The 12,902-nt window shown below is 69.8% G+C and carries 13 protein-coding genes and 3 pseudogenes; 7 read left to right on the top strand and 9 right to left on the bottom strand.

Annotated features, from left to right (window positions below; all coding sequences use genetic code 11):
* Positions 1 to 60 precede the first annotated feature (60 nt).
* Positions 61 to 243: a hypothetical protein gene (locus JHN63_RS21775; RefSeq protein WP_234477499.1), complete on the top strand. Its 183-nt coding sequence runs from the start codon at positions 61 to 63 to the stop codon at positions 241 to 243.
* Between the two features lie 9 nt (positions 244 to 252).
* On the opposite strand, the gene JHN63_RS21770 is transcribed toward JHN63_RS21775, so the two are convergent.
* Positions 253 to 714, bottom strand: a complete 462-nt coding sequence (locus JHN63_RS21770; protein ID WP_019075758.1) for a CBS domain-containing protein — start codon at positions 712 to 714, stop codon at positions 253 to 255.
* A gap of 287 nt (positions 715 to 1,001) precedes the next feature.
* Between JHN63_RS21770 and JHN63_RS21765 the strand changes: the two genes are divergently transcribed.
* Positions 1,002 to 1,910 carry an alpha/beta fold hydrolase gene (locus JHN63_RS21765; protein ID WP_200682786.1) on the top strand — a complete coding sequence of 303 codons (909 nt, stop codon included), beginning with the start codon at positions 1,002 to 1,004 and terminating at the stop codon, positions 1,908 to 1,910.
* A gap of 325 nt (positions 1,911 to 2,235) precedes the next feature.
* Entirely contained in the window at positions 2,236 to 2,394 is a 159-nt protein-coding gene (locus JHN63_RS21760) for a hypothetical protein (protein ID WP_200682811.1), read from the top strand.
* Positions 2,395 to 2,585: 191 nt separating this feature from the next.
* Here JHN63_RS21760 and JHN63_RS21755 read toward each other — a convergent pair.
* From JHN63_RS21755 to JHN63_RS21735, 5 genes and pseudogenes are all read right to left on the bottom strand, one after another.
* Positions 2,586 to 3,008: pseudogene (locus JHN63_RS21755) on the bottom strand (RNA polymerase subunit sigma-70); the annotation flags it as partial.
* A gap of 493 nt (positions 3,009 to 3,501) precedes the next feature.
* Positions 3,502 to 4,017, bottom strand: a complete 516-nt coding sequence (locus JHN63_RS21750) for an SRPBCC family protein (protein ID WP_200682785.1) — start codon at positions 4,015 to 4,017, stop codon at positions 3,502 to 3,504.
* 93 nt (positions 4,018 to 4,110) lie between these two features.
* A complete protein-coding gene (locus JHN63_RS21745) occupies positions 4,111 to 4,443 on the bottom strand; it encodes a hypothetical protein (RefSeq protein ID WP_200682784.1) in 333 nt (110 codons plus the stop codon).
* Between the two features lie 93 nt (positions 4,444 to 4,536).
* Positions 4,537 to 5,187, bottom strand: a complete 651-nt coding sequence (locus tag JHN63_RS21740; protein ID WP_200682783.1) for a fasciclin domain-containing protein — start codon at positions 5,185 to 5,187, stop codon at positions 4,537 to 4,539.
* Between the two features lie 71 nt (positions 5,188 to 5,258).
* Entirely contained in the window at positions 5,259 to 6,875 is a 1,617-nt protein-coding gene (locus JHN63_RS21735; RefSeq protein WP_200682782.1) for a sulfite oxidase, read from the bottom strand.
* A gap of 218 nt (positions 6,876 to 7,093) precedes the next feature.
* Here JHN63_RS21735 and JHN63_RS21730 point away from each other — a divergent pair, with 218 nt between their 5' ends.
* Entirely contained in the window at positions 7,094 to 7,492 is a 399-nt protein-coding gene (locus JHN63_RS21730; RefSeq protein WP_307781947.1) for an ATP-binding protein, read from the top strand.
* 41 nt (positions 7,493 to 7,533) lie between these two features.
* On the opposite strand, the pseudogene JHN63_RS52875 reads toward JHN63_RS21730, so the two are convergent.
* Positions 7,534 to 7,632 (bottom strand): annotated as a pseudogene (locus tag JHN63_RS52875) (anti-sigma factor); the annotation flags it as partial.
* Here JHN63_RS52875 and JHN63_RS21725 point away from each other — a divergent pair.
* Positions 7,613 to 7,861, top strand: coding sequence for a hypothetical protein (locus JHN63_RS21725; protein WP_200682780.1), 249 nt, complete (start codon positions 7,613 to 7,615; stop codon positions 7,859 to 7,861). The pseudogene JHN63_RS52875 and the gene JHN63_RS21725 overlap by 20 nt on opposite strands.
* 82 nt (positions 7,862 to 7,943) lie before the next feature.
* On the opposite strand, the pseudogene JHN63_RS21720 reads toward JHN63_RS21725, so the two are convergent.
* Positions 7,944 to 8,087: pseudogene (locus tag JHN63_RS21720) on the bottom strand (SAM-dependent methyltransferase); the annotation flags it as partial.
* A 330-nt stretch (positions 8,088 to 8,417) separates the two neighbouring features.
* On the opposite strand from JHN63_RS21720, the gene JHN63_RS21715 reads away from it, so the two are divergent.
* A complete protein-coding gene (locus JHN63_RS21715; RefSeq protein ID WP_200682779.1) occupies positions 8,418 to 9,245 on the top strand; it encodes an FkbM family methyltransferase in 828 nt (275 codons plus the stop codon).
* A gap of 134 nt (positions 9,246 to 9,379) precedes the next feature.
* On the opposite strand, the gene JHN63_RS21710 is transcribed toward JHN63_RS21715, so the two are convergent.
* The gene (locus tag JHN63_RS21710) at positions 9,380 to 9,571 is read right to left on the bottom strand and encodes a hypothetical protein (protein ID WP_374222935.1); all 192 of its coding nucleotides are present in this window, start codon (positions 9,569 to 9,571) and stop codon (positions 9,380 to 9,382) included.
* Positions 9,572 to 9,947: 376 nt separating this feature from the next.
* On the opposite strand from JHN63_RS21710, the gene JHN63_RS21705 reads away from it, so the two are divergent.
* Positions 9,948 to 12,863 carry an ABC transporter substrate-binding protein gene (locus JHN63_RS21705; RefSeq protein WP_200682777.1) on the top strand — a complete coding sequence of 972 codons (2,916 nt, stop codon included), beginning with the start codon at positions 9,948 to 9,950 and terminating at the stop codon, positions 12,861 to 12,863.
* Positions 12,864 to 12,902 lie beyond the last annotated feature (39 nt).

Below are 12,902 nucleotides of genomic sequence, written 5' to 3'. Positions count from 1 at the left end.
CGAACGGCGGCCGAGGACGCCCGGACACCGCCCCGTGTCCTGGAGGTCGACCTGGCCCAGGTGACTTATCTCAGTCCTGATAGTGGCGCGGCCTTCTTCATGGCGCTGCTCGCGGCACGGCCACACGGCACCCAGGTGATCGTCACCCACTCCGGTACCCAGGCACGGGGCACCCTCGACCAACTGGGTCTGCCCTGCGCCGCCCTGGACATCCATGAGGGCGACGGTCCGGACAATGCCTGACGCCGCCGGTCAGGCCGTAGCGGCGAGCAACCGTTCCAGCAGATGCGAGGCCGTGATCACACCGAGGAGCCGGCCACCGGCCGCGTCCTTCTCCACGACCGCCACCAGGGGGCTGCGTACCCGCGCCATCTGCGCGGCCACTTCCAGCGCGGTGTCGTCCGGGGCGGCGACCGGCGGCGCGGGCACGGTCTTCGACAGGCAGTCGCGGACCTTGCGGCCCTTGAGCGCCTGGCACAACCGGTCGGCGTGATGTTCGTCGACCACTGCGGCGAGCGTCGGGTCCTCGACCACGTACACCGGCACCAGGATCTTGACCATCTGCGAGGCGGGCAGGATCGCCTTCGGCGCACCCCGTTCGTCCACCACCAGCAGCGCCGGCAGCCGGTGTTCGGCCATCAGCCGCGCGGCGTCCATCGCATCACTGTCGAGGCCGACCGTCTCGTACTCCACCGCCAAGTCACGCGCCCGCACGCCCGGCTCCCGTCTCGCTGTCGAGGTCCCGACGGCCACCGTCACACGGATGATGCGGACGCACTGCCGGGACGGCTTTCCGCACGATACAACCGGCCTGCCCGGCGGCCTACGACGCGGAGAGCAGGCCGGTCGGGCGGCACCGGCCGCGACCGGTGGCACGATGCGAAGGTGACTCCGTCCCGGGCAGGAAGCGGCTACCCCGACGCCGGCACACGGCCCGGATCCCGCAGCGCCTGCTCGTGCCCGGCCGCATGCGCCCCCGGGCGGGGCAAGGAGATGCTGCCGTGAGCCGTACCCACAGCCACGGGCTGGACGAACACCCCACGGTGCTGGCCGAGTTGGCCGCCGGACGCGTCGAGTACCGCTTCGACCGGCGCGGCCCGGACACCGTCGTGGTCTTCTACGGCGGGCACATGCGCGCGGGGCTCTCGCTGGGCGAGGAGGTGTTCGCCGAAGCCGGATGCTCGGTGCTGGTGCCGTCCCGCCCGGGATACGGCCGCACACCGGTCTCGACCGGGGTATCGGCCACCGGGTTCGCCGATGTCACCGCCACGCTCTGCGCCCACCTGGGGATCACCGAAGTCGCCGCCGTGGTCGGCGTATCGGGCGGCGGACCCACCGCGGTGGCGATGGCGGCACGCCATCCCGCCCTGGTCCAAAGGCTGCTCCTGAAGAGCGCCGTAGGACCGCTGCCCTGGCCCGGCCGACGCACCCGCCTCGGCGCCCGGATCGTTTTCGCACCGCACACCGAGCGCGTTTCCTGGGCGCTCGTTCACTCCCTCATGCGGTACGCACCCGACGCCGGCCTGCGGATACTGCTGCGCGACCTCACCCTCCTGCCCGTGCGGGATGTGGTGGCGGAGCTTCGGCCGGAGGACCGGACGACGCTGGTCGCACTGTTCTCGCGGATGCGGTCGGGGCGAGGATTCACGCGTGATCTCAAGGAAGTTGCGGCACCCGGAGACCTGTTGCGTCATGCGGGCCGGGTCTACCAGCCCGCCCTGGTGATCGCCACCCGCCAGGACGCGGCAGTGTGCTTCGCCCACGCCCGGGCACTCGCCGCCGCCCTCCCGCACGCCGAGTTGCTCGAAAGCCGGGCCGACAGCCACCTCGTCTGGTTCGGCCGGGACTGGCCCCTGATCTCCGAACGGATCCACGCCTTTCTCGCGGAGGGTTCGTCGAGGACCTCTTAGCGTTGCACGACGATCTCTGTCCGGGCGGCAGAAGGCCGGCGAGGACGCACGCCGCCTCAACTCCACTCGGCGCGACGCCTGTTCGTCGACGACCGTTCCGCGCAGTTCGCCCAATCGGAAAGCTCGCCTCGGATCCTGGTACGGGCACCCGCCGGCCCCGCTGCCGGTGCCCGGCAGCGGGGCCGTCCGTGGTGCTCCCCTTGAGTCATCGTGCATGCCAGGGGTGGACCCGCGCATTGCCGGTTCCCGGCAGAGTTCACCAAGGTCCGAATGCCGGTCCCCGCTAAGAAACCGTCACCGGCGCGTCAAGGAACGAAGGGGTGACGTGAAGGGGCACGAAATACCTGAGCAGTACCTGGACGGCGATGCCCAACTGCTGGCGGACGTCGCCGCCACCGGCCGTCGACGGCGGCCACGGACTCCTATGACCGGCCTGATGGCCCGCTGTCTCACCGACGAGGCCACCATCATCTGGCACGTGTGACTTCCAGCGACAGGTGGCCAAGGGTGCTCGAATTCGCTCTGGCCAGTTCTCCGTGACGATGCGTACTTGGTCACTGTGTCGACCGGTAGTCGGCCATGGAGGGTCCGACCGCATGGCCGACTCTGATTCGGGGGGGCCGAAGATGTGCTGTCTGCGCTCCGACTCAGGTCCCTGGATTCCGGTGGCTCTGGTCACCATCCGTTGATGACCGGTGCGTCGGGTTCGTGCTGCCGCCAGCCCTCGTTGAGGCGCACGAGCCGGTCCACGGCGGCAATGCCGAGCAGGGACGCGACCTTGCCGTCGGTGACTTCGAACGCCACGGCACCCACGACCCGGTCGTCGACCACGGCGAGGACGGCCGGGGAACCGTTGACCAGGGCGATATGCATCGCGGGCGAGCCGCCGGTCAGCCGCAGTTTGGCCTGCGTGGGCTTGAACCCGGCCCCGCAGGTGGCGACCCGCTCGCGCGTCCTGTACCGCAACAGCCGCCTGGCGAGTCCGTAGCCGTCCGAGACCGCCGTCACGTTGTCGGTGAGCAGCGCCACCAGCCGCTCGGTACGCCCCGACATCGCGGCGGCGAGGAATTCCTCGCCGCACTGCGCTCGTGCGGACAGGCGCGGCCGATCACCGGAATCTCGAAGCGGCTCAATACTCCGGGCGGCAGCCGGTCGATCTGAAGGAGGAGCGCGGCAAGGTCGTCCTGATCGATTTCTGGACCTACCCGTGCATCAACTGCCGGCGCAGCCTGCCGTACGTCGAGGTGGGGACAACTACCGCAACCGGTTCTGGCCCGCGAAGTACCTGAAGGACGCCCAAGGCACCGTGCGCTACTTCAAGTTCGGCGAGGGCCAGTACGCCCAGACGGACGACCTCATCCGCACGCTGCTCAAGCAGGCCGACCCGAGCGTCCAGCTCCCTCCGAAGACAGGGCAGAAGGACACCGGCCCAAGACCTACCGCTTCGCGAGCGACAGCCCGGTCAACAGCCTCTCCCTGGACGGCACTTGGACCGCCGGGTACCAGGCGTACTCCTTCACCTTCGGGTGCCCGGACCGGGCCCAACTGCCCTCCCACCCCCGGACGTTCCGACGCCTGGGGTCGGCGCCGATCACCCGGAGTGGCCGTGCTCCAGCTCCAGTTCGCGCTTGAGGTTGCGCAGGGTCCTGTCGATGTTGCGGACCTGGAACTCGGCGAACGTCCTGCCCGGGGTGACCAGCCGGTCGAAGGCGTCGGCGGCGAACGTCGGCCACGCGCGCCGGTCGTCGGTCCAGGTCTCGGTGACCCGGGTGCCTTCACCGGCCGGTTCGAAGCGGTACTCCCAGCTCGCGATCGGGCCGCGCAGTCGCGGACGGGTGCGCCCGATGGCGTGCACCCGGAACGCAAAACGGCGGCCCGGATCGGCCGCCGTGACCGTGCAACGCGTGACCCAGCGGAACCTTCCCCGCTTGTTGCGCCCGACGAACGAGCTGCCCTGCGTGGCGCTCTCGTCCGTCGAGCCGGCCGTCGTGCCCAGGTTCTCCGGACTCCAGCGGCCCATGTCACCGGGACGGCTGACGGCGTGATAGGCGGCCTCGGGTGGGACATCGATGACGATGCTGCCGCTGACGGTGAACACTCGGGTCACTGCGCCGCCTCTCACGGGACACAACAAGCTACTGCCGGGTAGGAATCATGGCAGGCGACCGGAACAGGTCGGAGGTCGGGGACGTGACGGGGCTCAGGGGGAGAGCGCGGACCATGCCTGCCAGGCGCTCTGGAGATCGGTGTGCCAGTGCAGACGTCCGTCGCCGGCCGTACGGGAGCGCAGTTGTTCCGGCGCCAGGAGATGCACGGTGTGGGGTCCGTCCGGCCACGGTGGATCCGGTAGGAACTCGGCCGCGGGACACCTGAGTTGACGTAGATCCAGCCCGACCACCGTCGCGTCGGCGCATCGGGCGGTCAGCTCGGTGCGCAGGGGGCGACCGGTGCTCGCGGTCAGTGTGCCTGCCACCGCGCACCACAGGCGGGTGCCCGAGACGGCGAGGACGCGAACGCGGAACAGTGCCGACATGTGCTGAGCTCCGTCATCTCTCACCGTCTCCCGGTCACAGGAGTCGTACGGCCGGGCACCTCGACGTCGGTGCCCGGCCCTGCTGATGGCCCGTCAGCTGGTGGGCATCAGGACGGTGTCGATGATGTAGACGTTGGCGTTGGCGGTCTTCACGTTGCCGCAGACCACCTTCGCGGAGTCGTTGACCATGTAGTTCTCGCCCGACCCGGCGGTGGTGAGCTTGGACTTCTCCAGGGTGTCGAAGGAGCCCTTCTCCAGGTCCTTCGGGGTGAGCTGCTGACCCACCACGTGGTAGGTGAGGATCTTCGTCAGCTGGGCCTTGTCGGCCAGGACCTTGTCCAGGGTGGCCTTCGGGATCTTCGCGAAGGCGTCGTTGGTCGGCGCGAACACCGTGATGCCCTGGGCGTTGTTGAGGGTGTCGACCAGGCCCGCCTTCTTCACCGCGGCGACCAGGGTGGACAGGGCCGGGTTGTTGGAGGCGGCGGTGGCGACCGGGTCCTTGGCCATGCCGTCGAAGGAGCCGGCCCCGCTCTTCGGGACGCCGGAACAGGCCGTACCGAAGGGCTGGTCGGCGGCCGTGGCACCGGCGCCGGTCATGCTGTCGTCGGACGCGGACGCGGACGCCTTGGTGGAGGCGTCGGACTTCGCGGAGTCGCTTCCGCTGTCGCCGCAGGCACTGAGGGCGAACGGGAGTACGGCCGCGGCGGCGAGGACGACCGCGGAACGACGGATACGGGTGTTCATGGCGTTACTCCTGAGGGTCGACGCAGCCTGAGCTGCGGTGATTCGGGGAAGAGGGAAAGCGGCTTGTGGGGTCAGTCGACGGTCACGACCACGGAGTGCCACCCGCTCGCGCCGTCGGGGATGGTGCGGGTGCGTCTGTCGGTCTGCACCTGGCCGGTGCGGTCGGTGGCGCGGACGGTGAGGGTGTGGCCGCCCTTGGTGGCCTGCCAGGGGAAGGACCACTGGCGCCAGGTGTCGCGGGTGTCCTCGGTGGCGAGCCGGGTCTCCTGCCAGGGGCCGTCGTCGACACGGACCTCGACCTTGTCGATGCCGCGGTGCTGGGCCCAGGCGACTCCGGCGACCATCACCGTCCCCGTCTTCGGCCGGGCGAACGGCTTGGGGGTGTCGATGCGCGACTCGGTCTTGATGGGAGCCTTGCGGGCCCAGCCTCGTCTGACCCAGTAGGGGTCGTAGGAGTCGAAGGTGGTGAGTTCGATGTCCTTGATCCACTTGCAGGCGGAGACGAAGCCGTACAGGCCGGGCACCACCATGCGCACCGGGAAGCCGTGGGCGAAGGGCAGCGGTTCGCCGTTCATGCCGAGGGCGAGGAGGGCGTCGCGGCCGTCCATCACGTCCTCGACCGGGCTGCCGATCGTCATGCCGTCCACCGAGCGGGCCACCAACTGATCGGCGCTCCCGCCCTTCGAGGGCGGCCTCACCCCGCACTCGGCCAGCAGATCGGCCAGTCGTACGCCGATCCAGCGGGCGTTGCCGACGTACTGGCCGCCGACTTCGTTCGACACACAGGTGAGGGTGATGTCGCGTTCGATCAGCTCGCGCCGCAGCAGGTCGTCGAAGGTGAGGGAGACAGGCCGGGTGACGCCCTTGCCGTGGATGCGGAGTGCCCAGGTCGTGGCGTTGACCTTGGGCACCACGAGCGCGGTGTCCACGCGGTAGAAGTCACCGTTCGGCGTGGTGAAGGCGCTGATCCCGGGAATCCGCAGCTGGGCGCCCTTGGGAACGGCTGGGGCTTCGGAGGCGGGACGGGGCAGGACGAGCTTGTTGCGCGAGGCGACCGCGTTCTGGCCACTCGCCCCGTTCAGTGTCCGGCCGATCACGCCGGCCCCGGCGGACGCGGCGGCAGCAGCCGTCGCGGCGATCACGAAGCCGCGGCGATCCCAGCCGGCCCCGGAGGACGGGCCTTCCTGCTCGCCCTGAACGGACTCCGCGGACGGGACCCGCCGCGTGAGAAAGCCCACCAGAACGTAGAGCACCGCGGCTCCGGCGATCGCGCCCACCACGGAGGGCAGCGCGTCGGAGAGGCTTGTCGAATCCGGCCTACTGGTGGCCGATACCGCCCCGACAATTCCGAAGAGCAGAACACCGGCGGCACCGCTGCGCCGAAAACGCACGGCAGTAATTCCCAGTACGAGTGCGAAGAGCGCCAGTATCGCGAGAATTCCGAGCTGAAGAATCAACTTGTCATTGGTTCCGAAGTGCCGGATCGCCCAGTCCTTCACAGCGGCCGGGGTGCGGTCGATCGCCGCGCCGCCGACCGCCACGACCGGACTGGCCTGCGGACGCACCGCGGCCGACACCAGCTCAGCGACGCCGAGCGAGGCAAGGCCGGCCAGCAGACCGCTGCACGCACCCAGGGTCAGGCGCGTCCAGGTGAGGCGCTGTCGTGTTTGCTTCTCGTCGTCGGTCACGTGGGGAATCCGGTTCCGAAAGCCCGGCGGATTGGCCATTTGCCTGATCGGATGAATCTTTTTCCCGGACCAATCCGCGGCCTGACCGGCTACGGATACATTGGTCGCCGTGATGCGGCTCCGCCGGTAATTCCCGTTTCCACACCCGTCCACTGCGGTGTCCGTGACGGATTACCTGTGCGAGTGAAAGGGGCTGATGTGCCATGGAACGCTCATACGTGAGCTTCGCTCTCGCACCGGAGGACGGTCTGTGTTCCGTGCGCGGTGACGTGCGCGGGCAACTGGCACGGTGGGGACGGAGCGAGCTGGCCGAGGACGCGGTGCTCGTCGTCAGCGAGTTGCTGGGCAACGCCTTCGGGCACGGAACGGTGCCGGTCCGCCTGTCGCTCGCACTGCACGGGCGCCCGGGTCGTCAGTCGCTGACGATCCAGGTCAGCGACACGAGCCCGGGTTTCGACACGAAGGCGATCCGGGCGAGGTGGACGCGTCCGTCCGCCGCCCTGAGCACCGGTGGCCGGGGGCTTCTGCTGGTCGAGGCGCTCTCCCGCACGTGGGGTGACCGGCACCACCGCCGGGGCCACACGGTCTGGGCCGACCTGCCGCGAGGCATCGCCTGACGGCGGACACGGGCCCCGCCGAACCGCGGGGCCGTGTCCGCTCAGGCGGGGAGTCGGGTCAAGGTCAGTGGCGCGGACGTTGGTTGTTTCGAGCCGCTCGTCGGTTCGACCGTGATGCGCATGCCCGAGGCTCCGTCCACCGTCCTCCCGGTCTTCGCCTACGGCCTCGGCATGGCGGGCACCCTCACCCTCGTCGACCTGCTCCTCGTGCGCCTGCGGGGACACCTTGAGGCACGCGCCACCAAGGCGTCCCCGCGTCACCACCGCGCCGTACGCCTGCTCTCCCGTATCGGCCCCACCGCAACGGCCCTACTGGTCATCGCTGTTGGTGTCGGTCTCACCGCACGGGCGGTCACCGGGTCCGTGTGAGTTCCTCCGCCGGGTCCGGTGGCCGCCGGACCCGGACAGGCGCCACGGCATTCACCGTGACCGACGCCCGCGGCGGCTCCCGTCACGCGTACCAGGCGTGCGGGGTCGTAGCCATTCCCGCGTTCCCGACGGATGTCGGCCGTACGCTCAGGAATTGGTCGACCCCCATCCGGCGCTCCTCGAACGCCAGGGCCCCGCCGATCAGATACAGCTCGCCCAGTCGCGCCTGCGAGGCGGGTGCGGGCAGGCGCGGTCCGGGTACACGGAGGAGCACGGCCGATCCGGTGACGCGGGCCGGCTCGGCGAACCGCGCCCCCGCACCCTTCGTGTACTCCAGCGCCAGCCTGGTCTTGCCGATCCCCGCCTGGCCCGTCAGCGTGACCACCCTGGTCCTGGCGAGCAGTTCGAACTTGCTGGAGTGATGTCGGGCCGCCCTGCCCACCGTCGCCCCGCGCACCGGCGGTCGACCGGTGAGGACCACGATCCATGGCCGGGTACGCACCCTGGATTGTTGGCTCCGACCCTGATACATCACTTTGTCATGGCCATGAGCGCGATGGAACTGCACAGCATAAATCGCTGGGAGGCGTCCTTCCTCCGCGAAGAGGTCGACGGCTACTTCACCCACGGCATCGAGTGCACACCGGGCGCGACGGTACTCGACGTGGGCGCCAACATCGGCGTGTTCTCGGCCGCCGTCTATGAACGACTCGACGGAGACGTACGGATCTACGCCTTCGAGCCGCTGCCGCCGCTCCACGCGACACTCGAACGCAACGCCCGCGAGTTCTTCAACGGGCGTCTGACCGCGCTCCCTTACGGCCTGGCGTCGCATGAGGCCGAGCTCGACTTCAGCTACGTTCCGGCCGCCACGATCTTCTCGTCCTCCTCGCGGGATCAGGGGAACATCGAGGACGAGCGACGCCGGGTCACCGCGAGCGTTGTCGAAATGATCCGCCAGGGCGGCCTGGGACCGGTTCTGCGCCGCGTGCCCGCCTCCGTCCTCACTCTTCTCATCAGCCGCAAGCTGCGGGTGCTGCGGCGGCTCGAGACGCACCGGGTGAAGGTCAGGCCCCTGTCGTCGGTGCTCGACGAGCAGGGCATCGACCACATAGACCTGCTCAAGGTCGATGTGGAGGGCGCCGAACTCGAGGTACTCAGAGGCATCGAGGAACGGCACTGGCCGCTGGTCCGCCAGGCCGTCGTCGAGGTGGAGCGCTGGCAGCACAACCGCGACACGGTCTGCGAGGTCCTCCTCACCCACGGCTTGACAGTCAGCACCGAACAGGACTCGGTGCAGCGGGCCGGCGACATCGGCATGGTGTTCGCGGTCAGGACCTCACCACGCGCGGCACCCGGCACTCGAGGCGGTATCAACGGCTGACACAGAGAGGCGGATCGGTCCTGATGGCCGTGCCCCGGGCGGGAGTTGGGGGTTCGGTCCGATGTCGGTCAGCGGGGCCGGGGCGCCGGTAAGCGGACAATTCCCGGCGTCCCTGTCACTTGCCTACCGTGCCGCTAGTCCGGCTGGGCCGCGAACAGTTCCAGATGTGCGCAGGTGGGGCAACGGAAGGCATCGATCTGCCAGCGCGGCCGGCCCATCCTCTTGGCATTGCCGAGCGGGCCTCGCTGAAGGGGGCCCGCGATCCACCGCGCGAACCCGCGGGCGCCTTGGCCGGAGTCCTCGACGAAGCCCGGTTCGAGTCCCACCGCACCGCATTGGGTGCACCGTATGTTGTTCATCGAGGGAGTGTAATAAGCGGCTGCGGGGGTCGGCGGTCAGGTGTACCGACCGGCGGTGGTGGACGGCTCGCAGACCGTGACGCCCAGTCGTAGTCATCCGCCGTGAGCGCCTGCACGGAGTTCAGGATTCGGTCCCGGACCGGCGTCCGAGGCCCCTGCACGAAGCGGTCCGCACCACGCAGGACACGACCCAAGAGGCCGAAGGCTGCCACTTCAGGTTCCGAGCTCAGCGATCAGCTCTCCGACCGGACGTCAGCAGATCGCCGGATCACCGATTCAGCCACCCGGCCGCGCCCACAGCCGCTAATCTCTCCAGTCACTTGTAGTGAACGGGGGATTACTCATGGTGAATTTCGGCCGTGTGCCGGACTGTTCCGGTGGCCATCGCGGCCTGCCGGTGACCGACGCCGGGGTCCATCTTCAGGATCGGCTCGAGATCCTCATCGAGGATTTCCGCACGAGCGCCGATCCGCCGATGCCGGCATTCGTCCTGCACGCACGGGACAGCGCTGACGACGGCGCGGTGGCCGAGCTGGTCCAGCAGTTGTACGAGGGCCAGGAAGCGCACAGCACGCGATGCGCGGTGGCGCAGAACGTCTACGACGGCGACACGGAGGTCCGCCGGGCCGCGGCCATGGTGCGCGCGCTGAGCGACCCGAGGAAGTGGGGTGACCCGAAGGCGGTCTACCGGCGGTACACGTTCCCGCGGCTGCGGCTGGTGCACGCCATCGACGACGCGGTCGCGGAACTCGGCGACGGCTGGCCCGCGGCCGCCCCCGGCAGCCCCGAGGCCGGACAGGACCAACGGCAGCGACTGCTCGACCAGTTGGCCCGGCAGCGCTGGCGCCCGAAGGGCCGCGGGCGCTGGAGCCCGGGCCTGCAGTTGTCCGACATGGCGCACATCCTGCCGGCGAGCATCGTGGCCGGGCTGGCCGCGCTCCTCGCCCGCACCGACTGGTACATGGCGGTGGGTGCGGGCCTCGCCCTGCTCGTCCTGCTGACGGTCTTCGGCTCCGTCCTGCCGGGGCGGGCACCGATCTTCCTGTGGCTGCGCCGGGAAAGCCGCTGGTTCCTGACCACGACCTTCCTGCGGGCGGCGGACCAGGAGGACTCGACGGAGGTTTCGCTGCTGCGCCCGGTGCGGTCCTGGCGGGCGATCGCGGCCCGGGCGTACGACGTGGCCGAGGCGCTCAAGGCGGGCGGCGACTTCCATCTCCAGCTTTGCGTGCTGGCCCTGCGGGAGGATCTGCGCGACAACCACCGCCGCTGGAGCTGGGACCTGCGTGGCTTCAAGAGGCCCCGCCCGCCCATGCTCTTCCTGCCTCACGCCGACGAGTACAACGGCGGCATCGAGCTGATCCGGGCGGTCAACGACGTACGCAGCAGGCGCAGCGAGCTGGACCCCCTGGTCGTCGTCGCCGCGGTACAAGCTCAGGACGTGCCGCGCATCGAGCGCGGCGCGGTCCGTACGCCACCTGCCGCCGCGCCCTCTCAGCACAGGTTCAGCGACCAGTTGCGCACCTTGTACCGGGAGTGGGCTCGCAATCTGCGCACCCGGCAGTCTCCCAGCGGCGAACGGTCCGTGCTGCCCTGGGTCATGAAGGTCCCGCTGCCGCACGACCAGCTCGGCCCCGTCGAGGACCGGCACCGGCACCTCCGGGCGTCCCACCGGCCGCCCCTCGCCCGTCTGGTGTGGTCCCTGCACACCCTGGTCCTGGTTCTCGCCGTCGTGACCGCCGGTATCGCCATGCGGGCCCACACGCTGCACAAGCAGTACTGCTCGGCGGCGGTACTGACCGCCAACCAGGACACCCGGCGCCACGCGTCGTCGGACGGCGGCACGGAGTGCATCGGCGTCGCGACGGGCGACGTCCGCTTCGCCGACTGGCTGCCCAAGGCCGACCGGAGCGACGATCCCAAGCCGCTCGTCGGCCGGAGCGAAACGCCGTGGACCGTACGGCAGTTGGAAGACCTCATCGCTCAGCAGAACGCGGACGTCCTCGCCCACCACGCCGACAACCACGTCACCGTGGTCTACGCCGGACCGCTCAGCCACGACCCCGACGGCTCCTCGCTCGTGAAGGGCGCCCAGGAACTCGCGGGTGTGTACCTGGCGCAGGCCGTCATCAACAAGGGCTCCAGCGTCAGGCTCCGCGTCCTGGTCGCCAACGGCGGGCTCGACCTGGGCCGACAGGTCGACATGGCGCACGCCATCGCCTCGTACGCCGCGCACGACCCGACCGTGGTGGGTGTCGTGGGTGCCGGCCGTGACCTGAAGTCGAGCCGGGAGACCACCCGCATCCTCATGAAGGCCGGCCTGCCGATCGTCTCCGGCACCAACTCCGCCACCTATCTGCCCCACGAGTACGCCAACTGGTTCAGCCTGGCCGCCCCGGACCAGTGGCAGGTACGGCAACTCGGCCTGATCGCAGCCCAGTTGCGCACGCCGGGCAAGAAGCAGCACGCGCTGGTGCTGGCACGGGACACGGCGGAGACCCCGGACATGTACACCCAGGAGCAGGCACGCTACGGCCAGGGCATGCTCAAGGCACACGGCTTCACCGTGCCGCCGAAGCCGCGCCTGTACAAACGCGACGGCGGCAGGCCCGAACTCCGCCGACACGCTCGTCAGATCTGCCAGAACGGCACCGTCCCGTCCGTGATCTACTTCGCCGGCCGGGTCGAGGACCTCGATCCCCTCATGAGCCAACTGAGCCGCGAACCCGGCTGCTCCGGAAAGCCCATCGCCATCCTCACCGGCGACGACCTCTCCAAGGCCGACTTCCTCCACGGCCGGAACAGGGTCGCGCCCGAGGTCACCCTGTACCACGCGGCACTGGCCGAACTGGACAAGGCGTCCGTCCAGACGGACTTCTACGCGGACGCCGCCCGGCACCTGCCGGGCGTCACCGGACAGCACCTGGCCCCCGACAGCCCCGCCCTGGCCAGCGGCCAGACCGCGCTGGCGCACGACGCGACACAGGCTCTCTACGATGCGGCCAGCCGGGACGACAAGCCCCAGAGTCGCGCCCTGACCTGGGTGAACCTGCGCACCGTCCGGATCCCGGACATGGCCACCGGCACGATCGACTTCACCACGGCCCCGCCGTACGGCGACCGCACGGGCCACAGCATCGTCCTCAAGAAGGTCCGCCGCAGCGGCGACGGCATCGCCGAGACCGACGTGCTGTGCAGCCGCGTCGCGGGTGACACGACCGCCCTCACGAAGACGGAGTGCGACATCAAGAACCCCAAGTGAGGCACGAGGGACTGCCGGGCGGCGCCGCCGACTTGGCCT

This window comes from Streptomyces sp. MBT65 (assembly GCF_016612545.1).
Lineage (GTDB): Bacteria > Actinomycetota > Actinomycetes > Streptomycetales > Streptomycetaceae > Streptomyces.
The sequence above is the reverse complement of the archived record's forward strand: the minus strand, read 5'-3'. Positions and strand labels throughout refer to the sequence as shown.

What these genes read in the sequence shown, in the direction of transcription:
- JHN63_RS21745 (WP_200682784.1), bottom strand. Translation starts at nt 4,443, where the DNA reads ATGTCGGCACTGTTCCGCGTTCGCGTCCTCGCCGTCTCGGGCACCCGC.
- JHN63_RS21740 (WP_200682783.1), bottom strand. Translation starts at nt 5,187, where the DNA reads ATGAACACCCGTATCCGTCGTTCCGCGGTCGTCCTCGCCGCCGCGGCC.
- JHN63_RS21725 (WP_200682780.1), top strand. Translation starts at nt 7,613, where the DNA reads ATGCCCGAGGCTCCGTCCACCGTCCTCCCGGTCTTCGCCTACGGCCTC.
- JHN63_RS21715 (WP_200682779.1), top strand. Translation starts at nt 8,418, where the DNA reads ATGGAACTGCACAGCATAAATCGCTGGGAGGCGTCCTTCCTCCGCGAA.
- JHN63_RS21705 (WP_200682777.1), top strand. Translation starts at nt 9,948, where the DNA reads ATGGTGAATTTCGGCCGTGTGCCGGACTGTTCCGGTGGCCATCGCGGC.